Source organism: Brasilonema sp. UFV-L1, assembly GCF_012912105.1.
GTDB lineage: Bacteria > Cyanobacteriota > Cyanobacteriia > Cyanobacteriales > Nostocaceae > Brasilonema.
Map to the genome: position 1 here is coordinate 1 of NZ_QMEA01000140.1, position 16,479 is coordinate 16,479.

Genomic DNA, 16,479 nt, shown 5'->3' on the forward strand with positions numbered 1-16,479 from the left:
ACATATTATGATACGCGTTTATGAAATGTAGTACTTAGCGATCGCCTGGAACTTTCCCCCTTAACCTTTCTTTACACAGTCTTATTTATTTTTGTCCAGCTACTTACTACAAATATCACTAATTACAGTACTTGCTTAAAAAAAATCACTGAGATTGCAGGAGACAGCCCTAAAATTTGGCAAGATTTTCTAAATCGTTCCTGTCAGCAATGGCAACAACAAATACAAACTGATATTAACTACCTTACCCCTGCTCAAGAGTTGTTTGGACGGATGATTGATACTATTCGAGGTATTGTAGAAACAGAACAAGCCGAAAGCGATCGCTCTTTAGAAAACACTATCCAAATAGTGGGTGTAGGCTTAGGTGCAGGTGCTATTGTCTCTGGGGTTGTCACTCAACACATCGACAAACCATTCACAATATCTTTGAACAAACCGCTAGATCCCATAGTAACATGCTTGTTTTGGAGTTTCGTTGCTACCTTATTTTTTGGCTCGCTAGCTTGGTGTTGGACTCAACGAACACGAAACAAATAAGCTGTTGCGCTACAAGTGGCACTTTTTATAGTTTGAAGTCCTTTTCTCCCGGCAACATCGAATAAAGACGCTCTCATCGTGGTGATACACACCTTATTAACCGGATCGATAGTATTGTTCGTCAACAACTGCACATTATAGAGTGAGAGTGAACTTGCGCCCATGATCAGGGGTGATATACTGCTGAAACTTTAACTCAGTACAATCACAGCTTGACTAACTGGGGCACAGACATGAGGATTTTGTTCTATCCAGGCAATTTACTTATTAACCGTTGATAAATCAGGTCTAGGCATATCAGACATGACTTGGTTTAAAAACCACAAAGGGCGTATCTGTGTAAAATTCAATGGATTGAGCGAGCATACATTTGAGGTTTACTGCGACCAACGTTATCTGCACTGGTTTCAACGCTTTCTAGAAGACCAACAAATTAAGCATGAAAGTAAAAATCAGCACTCTAGCAGCTTATTCACCCTTCGTAGCGGACGCATTACTTGGCTCGAAGGGGAAAATAAAGGCATTCGCGGTAGCGCGGCGACAGCCGCACCTTGGAATATTCACCGCTTGAGTCTCTACTGTTGTGTAAATACCTGCCTGTGGACAGATGAAGGAACAAAACTAGTTAGACAAGAAAAAGCAGAAGAAATTGCCAAAACTATCACCAAAACAAAAGAGAAAGGCGACCGTCAGGAGAAACAGCTAGCTCATATAAAGCGAAAAAACTCCACGCTAGCCAGAATTAACAACTCTTTCCCTCGTCCCAGCAAACCTTTACACAAAGGTCAATCTCACGTTCTTGTGGGTCTGCAATCCTTAACAATATGTCTATACATAGCTTTGACACTTAATTTGTTAACAGTGACAAATAATTAGTTAATGTACATCAAAAGGCGACACCCGGATTTGAACCGGGGGATGGAGGTTTTGCAGACCTCTGCCTTACCACTTGGCTATGTCGCCACCAGGAAGAAACTAAAGTTTCCAACCAGAAAGTCAAAATTTACTAGCACTAACTGCTTATTGGCAATTAATTTTTGACTTGATATAGTATAGCGCGATCGCTACCCAATGACAACATCGTAGTTTCAACAACGAATCAAGCGATAAATTTAACCGTTTTCACTTTGTTGACAGACGTCTTTAGTTGTTCCTCGAATACGGTATTTTGATTCAGCTACAATTGCTGCAAACAGATACGTTATATTCTGTCCGGGTACTTACCCATAATTAAGCAGTAGCTTGAACTTGAGGCCACCAGTGAAAGTTTGTTAAACCCCGAATTAAATCTTGCTGTTGGAGTAATTGTTTGCAGCGATGAAATAAAACCTCTTCTAATTCATCAAGATTTTCAAATGTTCGTTTAGGATTTGAGTTTCATCCAATGCGCCCCGATTTCATCGCGATCATCGTTTTCTTTCTTGCTAGTTCACACTATCTTCATACTATCGTCACACAGTCTACAAGCTGATTATCTGTGCCAAATCTAGGTGTCATTTAACTTTGGGCTAATATCGCTTGAAGTCAAATCGAATGAGGGAAATTAAAGTTTTTGTGAACTTGGCTAGAAATTATTGCTTTTCTGATGACAAACCGCAAATCTACTTGTATTGAAAGTCACTCAATTAGACCACTCAGAGCAAGAAAAAACACTGCCCCAACCAATAAAACCCAGTTGCCTGACATGGAAAATTTGCTGCATTGTTCCACCCGCCGCAACACACTCAAACTTGCCCTAGGAGGTGCTGCTGCTACAGTGGCTACGCTACTGATGCGCGGTAATTCGCACACGTCCATCGCTCAAGAGCCTGACTTCCCCCGTACTGGTCCAATAAAGTACACCTCCTTCATCCATCCTACAGCCAAAATCAATACCAAGAAGTTTCTCATCGGTGCCCAGAGTCTGATCGAAGGATTTGTGACTCTGGAGGGTCAGTCAGCGCTGCTCGGTCATGCCTCGGATTTACAGGATAATGATCGCCTGCTGAACTATGCGAACGCATCGCGTGGTCTGAGTCACCCAGGCGACTTAGTTATCGGCGATGGGTCATTCACCGCCCACGGAGTGACCTTTATTGGCAAGGTGCGTATCGGCGATGCCTGCGGCACGGTGATCAACGCGGTCGTGCAAAATGCGCGTATCGGGGACGCCAGCATCACCGGCTTTACTGCCCAGATTCTCGGCGAGGATCCAGCAAACCTCATCGAAATCCCGGAGGCGAGCTTGGTCCTGTTCGGTGCTCGCATCAGGAGCCAAGCCGATGTCGCCGCCAACATCATCCCCGTGCCTGCAGCATTCTCGTTGTTCGCGTCCGATGTGGACCAGGAGAACGTGTTGCTGGCGCGCGCCTACAACCTGCTCTATCGCGCTGCAGCGCGCTTGACGCCCTTCTCTGCAGACGAGAACAGTCCTGGCAACCCAGGATCGAATTTCCCTGATGTCGCCCAGGCTTTCGGTAAACTCTCAGTTGCTCCACCGACCGTGGATCGACGTGGCACTGGTGTGATTCCGGCGCGTCAGGCATCACTCAACGACCTGAGTTTTGAGGTGTTTGGGCCGCTGTCCCCGCTTCCAAGCCCCAGCACGCCAGCCCCTGACGCCGGTGGTCTCAACGCCCCGCCATCTAGCAGCCCAGAGGCTGGTGCTCGCTTCCTGGCTCCGCGCGTCGCTTCCCCGGAACTGGTCGATAATAACGCCATCGTCCTTGGTGGCGTGGAGCTTGCTGAGGGAGTGGTGGTCGGTCGCGGCTCATATCTGCACGGTGGTGATTCTCCAGGAATTTCAGTGGGCAGAGGAACCCGAATTGGTCAGAACACAAGCGTCCATGAGCTTACGTTTACCTCGGTGCGGATTGGCTCGGGCGTGACGATCGGCAACCGAGTGGTCCTGCACGGTCCCTTGGAGATCGGCAACAACGTGACGGTGGGTGACCGCGCTGTACTCTTCGGTCCCCGGATCGCCGAGGGCGTCACCATCGGCGCAGGCGTGCTCGTTTTCGGTCCGGTCGAAGTCACGAGGGACATACCGGCAGGCACCATCATTGTGGCACCGGGCAACGAGACTCTGATCGCCCCGTCTCACCGCACGGGGTGGGGAGCAGCTCAGCCTTCGCCCTTGATGCTAGCAGAGTGGCAGCAGGCGCGCGAAGCTGGGGGAGGTTGTGGTTGCGGAGTTGGTGCGATGATCCACGTCTCGGCCTAATACCTTTTGTTGGGAAATACTCTGGAGAACATTCATGAGCTAGTAATATAATATATCTTTTGTCAATCAGCAATTATGCTGGATATTGACTCAAAGTTGAAGTCAGAAACTAACCTTGGTACTGTCACCTGTGCCCAGAAAGCTTGAAAATTTAAACACTGTCGCGAAATTGCTTCGGTGTTACCCCTAAAAGTTTGCGAAATTGCGTACTAAAGTGACTTGGATTGGAAAAGCTTACTTGATAGCCAATTTCTGCCGACGAAAACCGCGTCACCTTTAGCAATACTTTTGCTCGTTTGATTCGCCGTTGCAGAATGTAGCGGTGTGGCGGTTCTCCTACTTGCATTTTGAAGGCACGCGCAAAATGAAACTGACTCATTGACACAAGTGCGGCGAGATTGGCGATCGCCCATTCTTCGGCTAAATTCTCTTCAATAAAATCTTTAATTTGCTTGAGCTTCAGGACATCAAGAACACCCACTTCTGGGGTAGAGTCACTCAAGACCTCATAGGCATCAGTTCTGGCAAGAAAATTGTAGAACCGACAGCTTACCTGCATTCAAAGTTACTTGGACTGCACAACCTCTTATTTTCTATGTTTTCCCAGCAGCTGATGCCATTGTTTCAAAATTCTTAGTTTATAATCATAGATTGTGTCGAATTAAAGCCAGCCCATGCCTAAACTCAAAACTCGTAAAGCAGCGGCAAAGAGATTCCGCGCCACAGGTAGCGGCAAAATCGTACGTCGCAAAGCTTTTAAAAACCACCTGCTACAACACAAATCCTCTACCAGGAAACGTACTCTATCCAAAATGGTCGTTGTGAATGAGCGCGATGAAGAAAATGTGCGCCTCATGCTCCCTTATTTGTAATTTGTTAAGGAACTAAGACAATATGACACGGGTAAAACGCGGTAACGTTGCTCGCAAACGCCGCAAAAAAATTCTCAAACTCGCTAAAGGTTTTCGTGGTTCTCACTCAACTCTGTTTAGAACCGCTAATCAGAGAGTGATGAAGGCGCTGCGCAATGCCTACCGCGATCGCAAAAAACGTAAGCGCGATTTCCGCCGCCTCTGGATCACCCGCATCAACGCTGCTGCACGCCAACATGGCATGAGTTACAGCCAGTTGATAGGAAATCTAAAAAAAGCTGATGTCCAACTCAACCGTAAAATGTTGGCACAATTAGCAGTCCTCGATCCAGCAAGTTTTGGCAAAGTCGCTGAATTGGCAAGCCAATCTAAAGGATAAAGGTGGCAACGGATGGATAACGGATGTAACACATGGAAAGCAGCTTGTTCGTTACATCTGCTGATATCCGCTGCCATTTTTTTCCTCTTGACTTTTTCTTTTGTCACATTGGCAGATACTCAATTATCAGCATCTGCCGCACAAATGTTTGAAATTCAGCAGCGGGGCTACATAAATATTGCCGTTAAAGATAACTTGCGTCCGTTGGGATTTAGAGATGCAAACGGCAACTTACAAGGCTTAGAAATTGATTTAGCAAAGGCTTTGGGAGTAGAGTTACTAGGCAAAGCGGATGCTGTGAAATTACAACCTGTTGCCAATCGCGATCGCCTATCCGCAGTCTTGGATCACAAAGTTGATCTGGCGATCGCCAGAGTCACAGCAACTGCCTCACGTTCTCGCTTAGTAAGTTTCAGTGTTCCTTACTATTTTGATGGCACTGTATTAGTCACAAAAGATACGTCTTTACAGCGACTAAAGGATTTGGCAAAACGGAAAGTTGCTGTCCTCAATGGTTCTAGTACGATTGCCGATGTGCGCTATTATGCACCAAATGCTGAATTAGTGGGAGTCAATTCTTATCAAGAAGCTTTTATGCTGCTAGAAAACAATGCAGCAGATGCTTTTGCTGCAGATGCTAGTCCACTGAGTGGCTGGGTGCAACAGTATCCCCAGTATCGGCTACTGCCAACTAAGCTATCAACCCAACCGTTATCTGTCGTCATGCCCAAGGGATTGCAGTACGATCCATTACGAAGACGAGTAAACGAAGCTATTGCCCGTTATATTAATTCTGGATGGCTCAAGCAACGCGCCATATACTGGGGGTTACCTTAATGAATTGTGGATGAATATCAAATTATTTATAATTCATTAATTTTTCTTGTTCCCTCTAAGCTGATATATAGATAAGAAGAAACTTTTACTAAAAACAATGGATAGCAATCTAGCAACTATTTACCTGTCAATTTTAGTCGGTCTGCTTTTAATAGCAGTTGTGGCTATTTTTCGCCAGATATTCAAAACTCGTAGAGTCGAAAGCAGCATGTCAAGGCTGCGAAAAAAACTGACCAAAGACAGTGGTACAACTCAAGAATATTACGAGTTAGCTAGTATTTATTCTGAAAAAAAACTCTTTTCACAGGCGATAACTCTCTTTCAAAAAGCTATCAAAGCCGCTGAAGAGGAAAAAGAAAACGGCGAAGAAATAGAAGAAGGTTTAGCCTATATTTACAACGGGTTAGGCTATGCTTACTTTGCTCAAGAACAGTATGACTTAGCGATTCGTCAGTATAAAGAAGCCCTCAAATTCAAACCCAATTATGTGGTAGGGCTGAATAATCTTGGTCATGCATATGAGCGGAAAAAATTAAATGCTCAAGCCCTGCAAGCATATGAAGATGCCCTGAAAATTCAGCCAAATAACGGCACGGCAAAACGTCGTTCTGAATCTTTGCGACGCTTGGTATCTGCATAAATGTGAAGTGTTTCTCGTTCCCGTGCTTTGCCTGGGAATAGCTTGGGGAGGCAAAGCCTCTCCAAAATGATCTTTCGTAGAGATTTCAAATCTCTAGTTGTAAACCAATCTTCCTTCGATATGGCTGTTAAGATTTTGATGATGGCTAAAGTATTCTTCAAGGACATCTTGTCTAGATGTTGTGATTACCTTTGGGGTGCCTAATTCTTGATGTGTTATGCCTAGAGTCGGCTCAGAATTTTGGTAACGATAGCCATCTATACAGATTGTGTATTGATTATCGTCTTGTATGGATTGTCCATTAATGCTTAAAGATTCAAGTTTCTTTTGGACATCACTGTAAACTGCCTTAATACCCTTGCTTACCTGAAAATACTCACTTTGACCGGCTATTCTGTTTTCCGGTCTCATGATATGTGTAAATATCTTGACCAGCTGTGTCCCACTAACTTTAAATTTATAAAGAGTATCTTCGTAAGGGAAAACTGTTTTCAAATCGCTCAATGTCACTAGAGGTCCTAATTCCTTTCCACGTATTGAACCACTGGCTACAAAAACGACATCCAACGTATCTTGTTGGGCAAAAATATCAGCGATTAAGTTACCCAATTCAGTTTCTTCTTCACGCTTAGGATGAGTCAGTTTACGCGCTAATCGTCCAACCAATCGATTATACTTGCGATCTACCTCTTCTTTGAAGGTAGCAATCAGCTTTTCAATTTCGGGATCTGGCAAAGCTAGATTACTATCCACAGGGAGAAGCTGCCACTTCCATTCAACAATGCTGTTAGTATCGTCATCCACTACAATATCGAAACGTCCAATCTGGTCTGTGCCAACTCCCGCTTGTGCAATCAGAATATTGTTAACTTGAGCAGGTTGTTCTAAAAACGTATGGGAGTGTCCCCCAATTATCATATCTACACCCCATTCCGGGTCTAGCAACGCCGCTAGTTTTTTATCCTCTTCAAAACCAATGTGTGTCATGAGGACTGTTAGGTCAATGTCCTCGTTTTTGTAGGCATTGCAAATTTTACCAACTTCTGAAGCGGCATCTTCAAGACTTATGAATGTGCCAATACTTTGATCGCGTTTTAATTTCCTAAGAGCTTCTTCAGTAACAATCCCGATGAACATAATATCGAATCCATCTACATTGAGGATTACGTAGGGATTCATCAACCGTTTGTTATATTTTTTTATATACAAGTTGGCATTCACAATCGGAAAATTTGCCATTTTTTCTAAGAAAAGTAAGTGAGGCAACCCATAATCTAATTCGTGGTTTCCCAAAGTCACTACGTCAGGAGCAAGGTAATTCATAATTTCTATGGTTGAAAGACCTTTATATTCTGAATCAATCGTAGAGCCTTGAAGCATGTCACCAGAAATAACAAAAAGCACATTTTTCTCCTCCTGGCGCACCTTATTGATATATCCGGAAAGTAGCGACATTCCACCAATAACATGACCCTCTTCTTGACCTGTAGCCTCTGCCAGAAAGTCCCCATGCATATCATTTGAATGTAAGATCGTAAACTTTTTAAACCGCTCTGTGGTCGTCATCATTTTTGCTCCCTGTGAAACTAAGACTTTTAATTTTTCCTATTCACTGTTCGCTGTTTGAACAAGTGGCGAATAGTACTAGAACGCCGATACAGTAATCCCAAAAACCCCGTTTCTTTTAGGTGGCTCAATGAAAAATTAGTCTTTTCGATCACAAAAACCGGGTTTTTTACCTCTATGCGTGACTAATGTACCGGCGCTCTAGCAACTAAACTGAAAAGAGTACGCGACTCTGGGGGATGAGCTTAAGCAACGACGGCCTTGAATAGCTGCTTCAAATCTTCAACAAAGCTGGTGAAAAATTTGCCTTCATCTACCTGCAACGCCACCCAGGCATTTGCTTCTGTTTTCGGTCTAAGACGACTATCCATCAACGTTTGTCCCTGTGTCCACTCACCCTTTGTTTCAACCCGAACTTTAGCCCTTCTCAACATCAGGGTTTCTGGATAAAACAGGTATCCTAATGTCGCCGCATCATGGACAAGGAAACCTGGAATTCCTGTCGTTTCTCGATAACCCAAGGCTGTGCCAATCATGAACTCACAAAGAGCTATCAAGAATTGAGCAAGTTTACTCTCCGGATTCGCCTGACTCACAACTGCCTGCGCCATATCTCGCGTAAAAATTAAGTGCCGCGTCACATCCAGTGGCATCACGATAATATCATCTCGGCTATCAAATACTGTCTGAGCAGCTTCTGGGTTAAACCAAATATTGAATTCGGCATGAGGAGTCACATTACCAGGACAGAAGAAGGCACCCCCCATGATCACAATTTCCTTAGCTTTTTTCAGAATGCCGGGACTTTTCGTTTCCGCAGCAGCAAGGTTGGTCAGAGGACCAATCGCTATAATAGTAATTCCCTCCGGATCTGCGTTCAACTCGTCGATGATGATCTCGTCGGAGTAGCAAGCTTCCTCAAAAGTATGCGTGGCTGCGGGTAAAGTATGGGACAGATTGCCCATCCCATCCGATCCATGAATGTGAGCGGCATCTTCCAAACCTTGTCCTTTGACGGGAACACCGCGACCTACCTTAATGTGTGAGAATCCTGTTAAATTTAAAATCTGGCTAGCACAAGAAAACGTGCGTTTGGCAGCGACATTGCCATCTGCAGAAGTCACAGCGACAAGTTCAGCGAGTCCTTGTTTGACGAAGCCCAGAAGCCACAGCAAGGCAAATATATCATCTCCGCCCGGATCGGTGTCGAGAATGATTTTCGGATGACTCAGTTGAGTTGTCATAGATAGGAAAGATTGCTCAAGTAATGGATGATTGTATGAAAGTCTGAGCGCTCAAAACTTGCACTTATCCGTATAATCCTGGCTTTAGTCGAAAGCAACACAATAAAGCGGAGAGTGTTTTTCTTGGATTTTCTCGCTAAAATAAGGGCATTAGGATTAGTATTGTGTGTCCGGCGTAACAACATATCGTAGTAAATCGGAGTCAACTCCAAAATATACAATTGTTCATTTGTTTCGCAGTCTGATTGACGGTAGTAACTGAATCACTGGTCAAGTAAATCAATTCTCTTAGGACACCGTTTCTAGACCCTACCGCCTACGCCGTGGCGGTTTACCTTGCGGATGGTGCTTTTCATCTAACCATCCCATTGAGACGGCAGACTCCAAACTATGACCATTATCTGCAAGGAATAATGCAGTACGTTCTAGCAAGATTCTATGAATCTGTTCCTTGTTCATAAACCTAGTTATTTTCAGGTCAGACCCTCTAATCTTGATATTTGTCGCTGCATTTTGGTCAGCCTGCAATACCACCCCATCGAAGGTCAAGAATTGATCTCCCAGACGTTTTCCTAGTAACGTACCATTGCGATGATCAACCTGTGAGGTATATGCAGGATTGACTAATTTAACTACTCCACCCTTTCGGAGAGATATTTCATCTAATGCTTTTTGTAGTTCACCTTTGCTCCATTCATTTAACCTTCGGTTTACAGCTTTAGCTCTGTTTTTACCTTTTATATATTTACTTAAGTCTTCGGCTACTACTTCGCCATAAGAATCAAAGATTTTCTTAGTATCAGTGCGAATAAGCTGGGTAATATAGTAACGTTTTTTACGATCTAGCTTACCCGCCTTTTTGCGCCCTAAGTTATTTTCTAAGATTCGTTGCCTCCGTGCAGGAGCAACTTTTATTGAGATAGCAAATAACTTTTGACGTTTCTTATTTTTCTTGGTTCTTCTGTCAGAAGCATCATTAATAACGCTTCCTAAACCTGAAGCATAAGCTATGCCATCACTACCGTAAAAGCCTTCAGTAAACCCCTTATCAACTCCTAAGCTATCCTTGTTAGGGCTGACTTCAATCTTAGTTGTTTTAGGGTAATGAAGTTCTACAATTGGGGAGTTATTTATGATAAAACGTAGGCGTCCTGCCTTGGGTGTAATCCTGCCAGTAAGGATGGGGATAGATATCCACGCTACTTTCTTTCCATCCATAAAACCAGGTATTTGGTAAGTAGTTACTTTTCCCTTGCGAGACACCTTACCTTTCATGGTATTACCAGTAGTGTTAATTACAATTTGGTTATTAACCCAAGTATGACCACGTTTGTAATATTGTCTAACCCAACGACTAATTAAAGGGTATTGTTGCCACTCCTGAGAATTGAGACTTTTGATAACTTCATCTCTGAATGAAGTTTCTAGATGATCTACTAATATTGTTTTCTTCCCTTTAACTACCTGTTTTTTTTCCGGTTTAAAGATAGAGTATATTTTCCGAATAACTTGCACAATAGCAGCTTCTTGAACTGCATGAATATCATCAATAACAGCTTGTACAGTTCTTTCCCATATCTCAGAGCTAAGATTGAACCTTTCTGCACCGTATAGTTTTTTTAGCTCTGGGGTATTCCGGATGTTCTTAATAATTGTATTTTTATCAATTCCCCAAGCTTGCAGCGACCCATATTTGTTCCATAACTCAGAACGTAAGTCGCCTAAAGCCTGAGCCAGCTTACTTAACTCGTCTGGTATGTCACCAACACAGTAGGCAATCCTAGTAACTGTATATTCAGTTGTTTGGACTACTTTCTTTCGTGCCATCGGTGTACCCAACTACATTCACTAAATCTTACTACGTTTTACTCCAAATTGACTCCCTCTTTTTCAATCTTTTTTTCATATTTACGTAAAAAGTACAGTCTTGAACTGAAGCAGTGCATGATACTCATGAAGTCTTGCATTAACTCTTGTTGAGGACTTAGTTCAGTATTGTTGAGAACAGTAATAGTGCAATCATGTAACTGACAGAACCACTCAATCAGATCAAACCCGAAACGGCATAATCTATCTTTGTGCGCGACAACTATTTCTTTAACCAACCCTTTGGTTACATCCTCCAATAGAGCGATGAACTTCTTCCTCTTAAAGTTCATCCCTGAACCAATTTCAGAAATACAAATACAGTTAGGGTAGTTTTTACCTAAATAAGTAATTTGACTCTCAAGTTCTGGTTTTTGACCACTTGTTGAAATTCTGGCGTATAGAACTACTTTTCGGTTGTCAGTTCCGCCTTTAATGCGTTCTAAGGAAGCTTGGCTATAGCGTCTGTGACCACCAGGGGAACGTATATAGTCTATTTTTCCAGCGTCTGCCCAATCCGCAAGGGTTTTAGGGTGAAAGCCATATTGTTTGTAAACTTGTTGCGGTGATAGATACTGCATCAAACGGAGTAAATATTACGGTTAACTCCATTTTACTCCTAATTATAACTACCTATGGAAACGGGGGAAAACCTGCACAAAACGCGCAATCCTCTACGGGTACTCGTTCTGCGCTCCACTCACAATCGTGAAATGCGCCCTATGCCTACGGCACGGCTACGCCTAACAGGTTCACCAGTCGCCAGGGCGTGGTAAACCCGTCTGCGCCGTGCTGGGAAGACCTCCGGTCTCGCTGCGCTAACACCAAATTAAGCAGTTTATTAGAAGTAATTGTCGATTCATACTAAAAATCCAGCCTTGTTTGGCAAGGATTGCGCGTTTTGTGTAGATAAGTGCGTCGTCAAAATTACACAGTTTTTTCTTGGTGCAATATGTGAAAACGGGCATTATCCAAAAGCAATTGACGATCATAAGCTCCAAAAACAGGATTACACAATTATTATTGGATGACGAGAACTCTTGGAGTCAAGAGGTTTTCAGCCTGCTTCTCTATAAGAAATTTGCCTAAAAGTAAAGATTCGTATCACTTTGACAACATAAATGTTGTTTAAGTCAGAAGCCCAATCCTAATTAGTAAGGTGGTTTCAGCGATCGCACTTCTATTAAAATCCCCTCACCCCCCACTTCTTGAAGACCACAAGTTCTGAGAGAATCAGAAACGATTTAAAAAAATAAGTCCTCATAGTCCACCTATTATCGGATATAGTTCGTTTCAAAAAAAGGGAGAACACTAAAGATGAAATTGGCTTACTGGATGTATGCAGGTCCTGCCCACATTGGTACTCTGCGGATTGCCAGTTCCTTTAAAAATGTTCATGCTATAATGCACGCGCCCTTGGGTGATGACTATTTCAACGTCATGCGTTCTATGCTAGAGCGGGAGAGGAACTTCACGCCAGTGACAGCCAGTATTGTTGATCGTAACGTTTTGGCACGCGGCTCCCAAGAAAAAGTGGTGGACAACATCACCCGTAAAGATGCAGAAGAACACCCTGACTTGATTGTTCTGACTCCCACCTGCACTTCCAGCATTTTGCAAGAAGACTTAGCAAACTTTGTGGAAAGAGCATCTCTGGAGGCAAAAGCCGATGTGCTACTGGCAGACGTGAACCACTACCGTGTGAATGAACTCCAAGCAGCCGATCGCACTCTGCAACAAATCGTCCAATACTACATAGAGAAAGCACGCAAAAAAGGCGAACTGCCCGAAAGAAAAACAGAAAAGCCCTCCGTCAACATCATCGGTATTTCCACTCTCGGTTTCCATAATCAGCACGACTGCACAGAACTCAAGCGGTTGATGGCTGACTTATGTATTGAAGTCAATGCCGTTATTCCTGAAGGTGCTTCGGTTCACGAGTTGAAAAACCTGCCCCGCGCCTGGTTTAACCTTGTTCCTTACCGAGAACTTGGTGTAATGGCAGCTCGTTACCTTGAAGAACAATTTGGAATCCCAACCGTAGATATTACACCAATGGGTGTTGTAGAAACGGCTCGTTGTATCCGTAAAATTCAGCAAGTCATTAACGCTCAAGGCGCTGATGTTGATTACGAAGACTTTATCAACCAGCAAACTTTGTATGTATCACAAGCTGCATGGTTTTCTCGTTCAATTGACTGTCAGAACTTAACTGGTAAGAAAGCCGTTGTGTTTGGGGATAGCACTCACGCCGCTGCTATGACTAAGATTTTGGCACGAGAAATGGGGATTCACGTTGTCTGGGCTGGAACTTACTGCAAATACGATGCAGAGTGGTTTCGTGAACAGGTGAGCGAGTATTGTGATGAAGTGCTCATTACCGAAGATCATGGTGCAATTGGAGATGCGATCGCCCGCGTCGAACCCTCTGCTATCTTCGGTACTCAAATGGAACGCCACGTTGGTAAACGCCTAGATATTCCTTGCGGTGTCATCGCTGCACCCATTCACATCCAAAACTTCCCCATTGGTTACAAACCATTCATGGGTTACGAAGGAACGAATCAGATTGCAGATTTAGTGTATAATTCCTTCACCTTGGGAATGGAAGATCACCTCTTGGAAATCTTTGGTGGACACGATACTAAAGAAGTCATTACCAAAGGTATTTCTGCAGATTCTGATTTAGCATGGACTAAAGAAGCTCAGGCAGAATTGAACAAGGTTCCTGGCTTTGTGCGTGGTAAAGTTAAGCGCAACACCGAAAAATTTGCTCGCGAGCGGAATTTCACTCAAATTACCCTGGAAGTGATGTACGCTGCAAAAGAAGCTGTGGGTGCCTAGTTTGTAGAGGCGATCGCTTTTATAGAGACGTTGCAGTGCAACGTCTTTACTAATATGTGCTTGTTTTAGGGACAGCTGACTTATCCAAAAATCACTGATAAATCTAACACAAAACCAGGTAACACATCCTCACCCGATAAACTTTTAGGAGAATTGAGAACTTCCACGGTCTGGTGCCAGACCGCTCAAGTCGGCATCCCCGCCCACGCGGCTGGCTCCCCAAGTGGAGCATCTGGCGTTGGAAACCCTCCCGCACTTCTGTTGTCGTCACCGCGCACGCGAGTGGCGCAGTTGCATCCCGTCGTTCTACACATCATCAAATTTCGCAAAAAATCCTTAACAGCAACTGTATTGGTGTAAAACGTGAATTGTGCTCTTTACGGCTTTGGGAGAATCAATCAGTGTATGTTTGATGAGTTCTCGTTCTGGGCGATGCTTGAGAACTGGTTTGATTGGGGATGGGTGTCCCCGCGATCGCATTCCCATGCTCAGCATGGGAACGAGAGAACGAGAGAATGGGCAAGCCTTTGCCCCTACCGCTTACGCTTGTACAAAGTACTCAAGCTTAAAACACCAAACGCGACTGCACCTACAACAGCACTTGGTTCGGGAACTTTTGCTTTTGGATCAACGCGAATGACTTGCCCAATTCCGGGGCGATCGCCTTTATTTGCCACATAAACGGCACCATCAGGACCAACTGTCAAGGCTGTAGCAGACTCCAGTCGATTACCACTGAGGAGAGTTGTACGAGTTCCATCAGGGGCGATTTGGATCAGTGAACCATCGAAATTCCCCTGATAAAAAGCCTGATTGGCAAATTGTAAGGCATACAAATTGCCTTCAGTATCAAAAGCCAAGTCAGTCAGTTGCGTAAAGCCATCAGCGTAGACTGTTGTTTTACCATCAGATCCAACACGATAGATATTTGCTTTACCTTCTGGGATAGGAACACCTGTTAATTGGCTGATATATAAAGCCTTATCCGGACCAATTGCGACACCTGTGGGTACTGCTTGATATGTAATCTCCTGCGTGGGAGTAGTTATGGTTTGATCGGGAAACTCAACAAGTGTCTTTAAATTACTACCATCAAGGTTTACACTTAAAACCTCGTTCCTATTTGCATTTGCAATATAAGCAGTATCACCCTTAATTGTAAAAGAGTAGGGATTGCTACCTACAGCACCATTAGGTAAAAGCACAGTTGGATCCTTGGCGAATTCATAGCCGGAAATATCGGCAATACTTGTCAAAGCACCCGTGTTAAAGTCAACTTTATATAGCTCTCCAAAATTCGGAGAATTTAAGGGAGTATTGTTGTAATTTACACCAGCCGAAAGACCAATTAGAAGGTAAGCATTTCCGGCTGCATCAAATTGGATGTCATTAGCGCCAATTCCCTGACGGCCAGTAGGTGATAATGCGTAAGACGGCAAATTTGTGAGAACACGCTCTTGCTTACCGTCTTTAATTCTTGTTACAGCACCACTCGAACCAATACAAGCTTGCTGGTCTGGGAAAGTAAATGATGCACTACATAGCTGATCTCCCCCGACACCTGCTTCTGTGACGTAGAGACTACCGTCAGGACCAAAGCTAAGACCTCTGACGTTATCAAGACCGTCGGCAACGACACTAAACGATGCAGCTGCTGGTTTTGTTTCAAGAACAACAGCAAAACAAAAAGTAAGAGCTGCAAAGCTGAAAGCTGATTTCTTCAGAAAAGCCATAAATAATTAGAAATCAAGAATCAACGTATTTTTGATTCAATAAATTGTGCATTTGTGCAAAAGGCTACAAAATATCACTAATTAATTACAATGAAAAATCTTTTGATGAACTTGACATTTGTTTTGCGTAACCGTTCAGAAGTCCAGGAAGCAATATATGTATTATCAATCACTTTTCAGTTATTTTGCATCTAAAAAGCTTTACAAAAGATGACTATCATATCTATATGAATCTTAAGGCGTACTATAGGATGTAAAAGCGATGATGGAGAAGGCGACGTGAGCAAACGATTTACTGTAACTCTTCCGGACTCAGTATTTGAAGATTTAGAGGTATTGGCAGATGCACAAGGCAGACCAACAGCCAACCTCGCAGCTTTTTTAATTGAAATTGGTATCAAGGAGACTAAAGAACGGGGCGAATTTCCAGAAAAACCACAAACCTCCAAAGCAAAGAAGGCTAAGGAGGACGGATGAATCAAAACACTATGCAAGCAACAAAAATGCATGTTGACTTTTGCCTTGTTGTAGTAGGGTGTGTTATGCCGTAGGTGTCCGTTTCATCAAACCCGGAAAAACTGCGGTGCCCTTCGGGAACGCGGGTCGCCTCTGTCGGGAAACCCTCCTGCAGCGCTGGACTCACCTCATTACAAGTAACGGGTTCTAAGCCTCCGAGTTGAAGCGGAAAAATCGCCCCAATTGTCAACTGGTATACAAAAAGAATAACTTTTCATGGGGCGATTTTTCCGGAGGCAC

At 43.7% G+C, this 16,479-nt stretch carries 16 protein-coding genes, 1 tRNA gene and 1 pseudogene; 9 read left to right on the forward strand and 9 right to left on the reverse strand.

What is annotated here, in order from left to right:
- Window positions 1-273: 273 nt before the first annotated feature.
- Together DP117_RS27960 and cas12k are read left to right on the forward strand one after the other, a co-directional pair.
- Window positions 274-540 carry a hypothetical protein gene (locus DP117_RS27960; RefSeq protein ID WP_169221472.1) on the forward strand — a complete coding sequence of 89 codons (267 nt, stop codon included), beginning with the start codon at window positions 274-276 and terminating at the stop codon, window positions 538-540.
- 303 nt (window positions 541-843) lie between these two features.
- Window positions 844-1,416 carry a type V CRISPR-associated protein Cas12k gene (gene cas12k, locus DP117_RS27965; RefSeq protein ID WP_211176391.1) on the forward strand — a complete coding sequence of 191 codons (573 nt, stop codon included), beginning with the start codon at window positions 844-846 and terminating at the stop codon, window positions 1,414-1,416.
- 15 nt (window positions 1,417-1,431) lie between these two features.
- Here cas12k and DP117_RS27970 read toward each other — a convergent pair.
- Window positions 1,432-1,503: transfer RNA gene (locus tag DP117_RS27970), tRNA-Cys, on the reverse strand.
- Window positions 1,504-2,296: 793 nt separating this feature from the next.
- On the opposite strand from DP117_RS27970, the gene DP117_RS27975 reads away from it, so the two are divergent.
- Window positions 2,297-3,742 (forward strand): hypothetical protein, encoded by a 1,446-nt coding sequence (locus DP117_RS27975; RefSeq protein ID WP_169221473.1) that lies wholly within the window; start codon window positions 2,297-2,299, stop codon window positions 3,740-3,742.
- Between the two features lie 151 nt (window positions 3,743-3,893).
- Here the strand turns inward: DP117_RS27975 and DP117_RS27980 are convergent, their stop codons facing one another.
- On the reverse strand, window positions 3,894-4,301 hold the full coding sequence (locus DP117_RS27980) for an AraC family transcriptional regulator (protein WP_169221474.1): 408 nt from the start codon (window positions 4,299-4,301) through the stop codon (window positions 3,894-3,896).
- Between the two features lie 115 nt (window positions 4,302-4,416).
- Here DP117_RS27980 and rpmI point away from each other — a divergent pair, with 115 nt between their 5' ends.
- From rpmI to DP117_RS28000, 4 genes are all read left to right on the forward strand, one after another.
- Complete coding sequence (rpmI, locus tag DP117_RS27985; protein ID WP_169221475.1) at window positions 4,417-4,614, forward strand: 50S ribosomal protein L35; 198 nt, start codon at window positions 4,417-4,419, stop codon at window positions 4,612-4,614.
- Between the two features lie 22 nt (window positions 4,615-4,636).
- Window positions 4,637-4,993: a 50S ribosomal protein L20 gene (rplT, locus tag DP117_RS27990; protein ID WP_169221476.1), complete on the forward strand. Its 357-nt coding sequence runs from the start codon at window positions 4,637-4,639 to the stop codon at window positions 4,991-4,993.
- Between the two features lie 12 nt (window positions 4,994-5,005).
- Entirely contained in the window at window positions 5,006-5,830 is an 825-nt protein-coding gene (locus DP117_RS27995; RefSeq protein ID WP_169221477.1) for a transporter substrate-binding domain-containing protein, read from the forward strand.
- Window positions 5,831-5,927: 97 nt separating this feature from the next.
- On the forward strand, window positions 5,928-6,470 hold the full coding sequence (locus DP117_RS28000) for a tetratricopeptide repeat protein (protein WP_169221478.1): 543 nt from the start codon (window positions 5,928-5,930) through the stop codon (window positions 6,468-6,470).
- Between the two features lie 93 nt (window positions 6,471-6,563).
- Here DP117_RS28000 and DP117_RS28005 read toward each other — a convergent pair whose 3' ends face one another.
- The 4 genes from DP117_RS28005 to DP117_RS28020 form a co-directional block, all read right to left on the reverse strand.
- Window positions 6,564-8,039, reverse strand: a complete 1,476-nt coding sequence (locus DP117_RS28005; protein WP_169221479.1) for a bifunctional UDP-sugar hydrolase/5'-nucleotidase — start codon at window positions 8,037-8,039, stop codon at window positions 6,564-6,566.
- Window positions 8,040-8,281: 242 nt separating this feature from the next.
- Window positions 8,282-9,280 carry a nucleoside hydrolase gene (locus DP117_RS28010; protein WP_169221480.1) on the reverse strand — a complete coding sequence of 333 codons (999 nt, stop codon included), beginning with the start codon at window positions 9,278-9,280 and terminating at the stop codon, window positions 8,282-8,284.
- Window positions 9,281-9,589: 309 nt separating this feature from the next.
- Complete coding sequence (locus tag DP117_RS28015; RefSeq protein ID WP_169221481.1) at window positions 9,590-11,107, reverse strand: RNA-guided endonuclease TnpB family protein; 1,518 nt, start codon at window positions 11,105-11,107, stop codon at window positions 9,590-9,592.
- 38 nt (window positions 11,108-11,145) lie between these two features.
- On the reverse strand, window positions 11,146-11,727 hold the full coding sequence (locus DP117_RS28020; RefSeq protein WP_169221482.1) for an IS607 family transposase: 582 nt from the start codon (window positions 11,725-11,727) through the stop codon (window positions 11,146-11,148).
- 736 nt (window positions 11,728-12,463) lie between these two features.
- Between DP117_RS28020 and bchB the strand changes: the two genes are divergently transcribed.
- Window positions 12,464-13,990, forward strand: coding sequence for a ferredoxin:protochlorophyllide reductase (ATP-dependent) subunit B (gene bchB / locus DP117_RS28025; protein ID WP_169221483.1), 1,527 nt, complete (start codon window positions 12,464-12,466; stop codon window positions 13,988-13,990).
- A gap of 80 nt (window positions 13,991-14,070) precedes the next feature.
- On the opposite strand, the pseudogene DP117_RS36595 reads toward bchB, so the two are convergent.
- The 3 genes and pseudogenes from DP117_RS36595 to DP117_RS28035 form a co-directional block, all read right to left on the reverse strand.
- Window positions 14,071-14,163 (reverse strand): annotated as a pseudogene (locus DP117_RS36595) (Uma2 family endonuclease); the annotation flags it as partial.
- Between the two features lie 163 nt (window positions 14,164-14,326).
- Complete coding sequence (locus DP117_RS28030) at window positions 14,327-14,485, reverse strand: hypothetical protein (RefSeq protein ID WP_169221471.1); 159 nt, start codon at window positions 14,483-14,485, stop codon at window positions 14,327-14,329.
- A 38-nt stretch (window positions 14,486-14,523) separates the two neighbouring features.
- Window positions 14,524-15,723, reverse strand: coding sequence for a ScyD/ScyE family protein (locus DP117_RS28035; protein ID WP_169221484.1), 1,200 nt, complete (start codon window positions 15,721-15,723; stop codon window positions 14,524-14,526).
- Window positions 15,724-16,002: 279 nt separating this feature from the next.
- Between DP117_RS28035 and DP117_RS28040 the strand changes: the two genes are divergently transcribed.
- Window positions 16,003-16,200, forward strand: a complete 198-nt coding sequence (locus DP117_RS28040) for a hypothetical protein (protein ID WP_169221485.1) — start codon at window positions 16,003-16,005, stop codon at window positions 16,198-16,200.
- Window positions 16,201-16,479 lie beyond the last annotated feature (279 nt).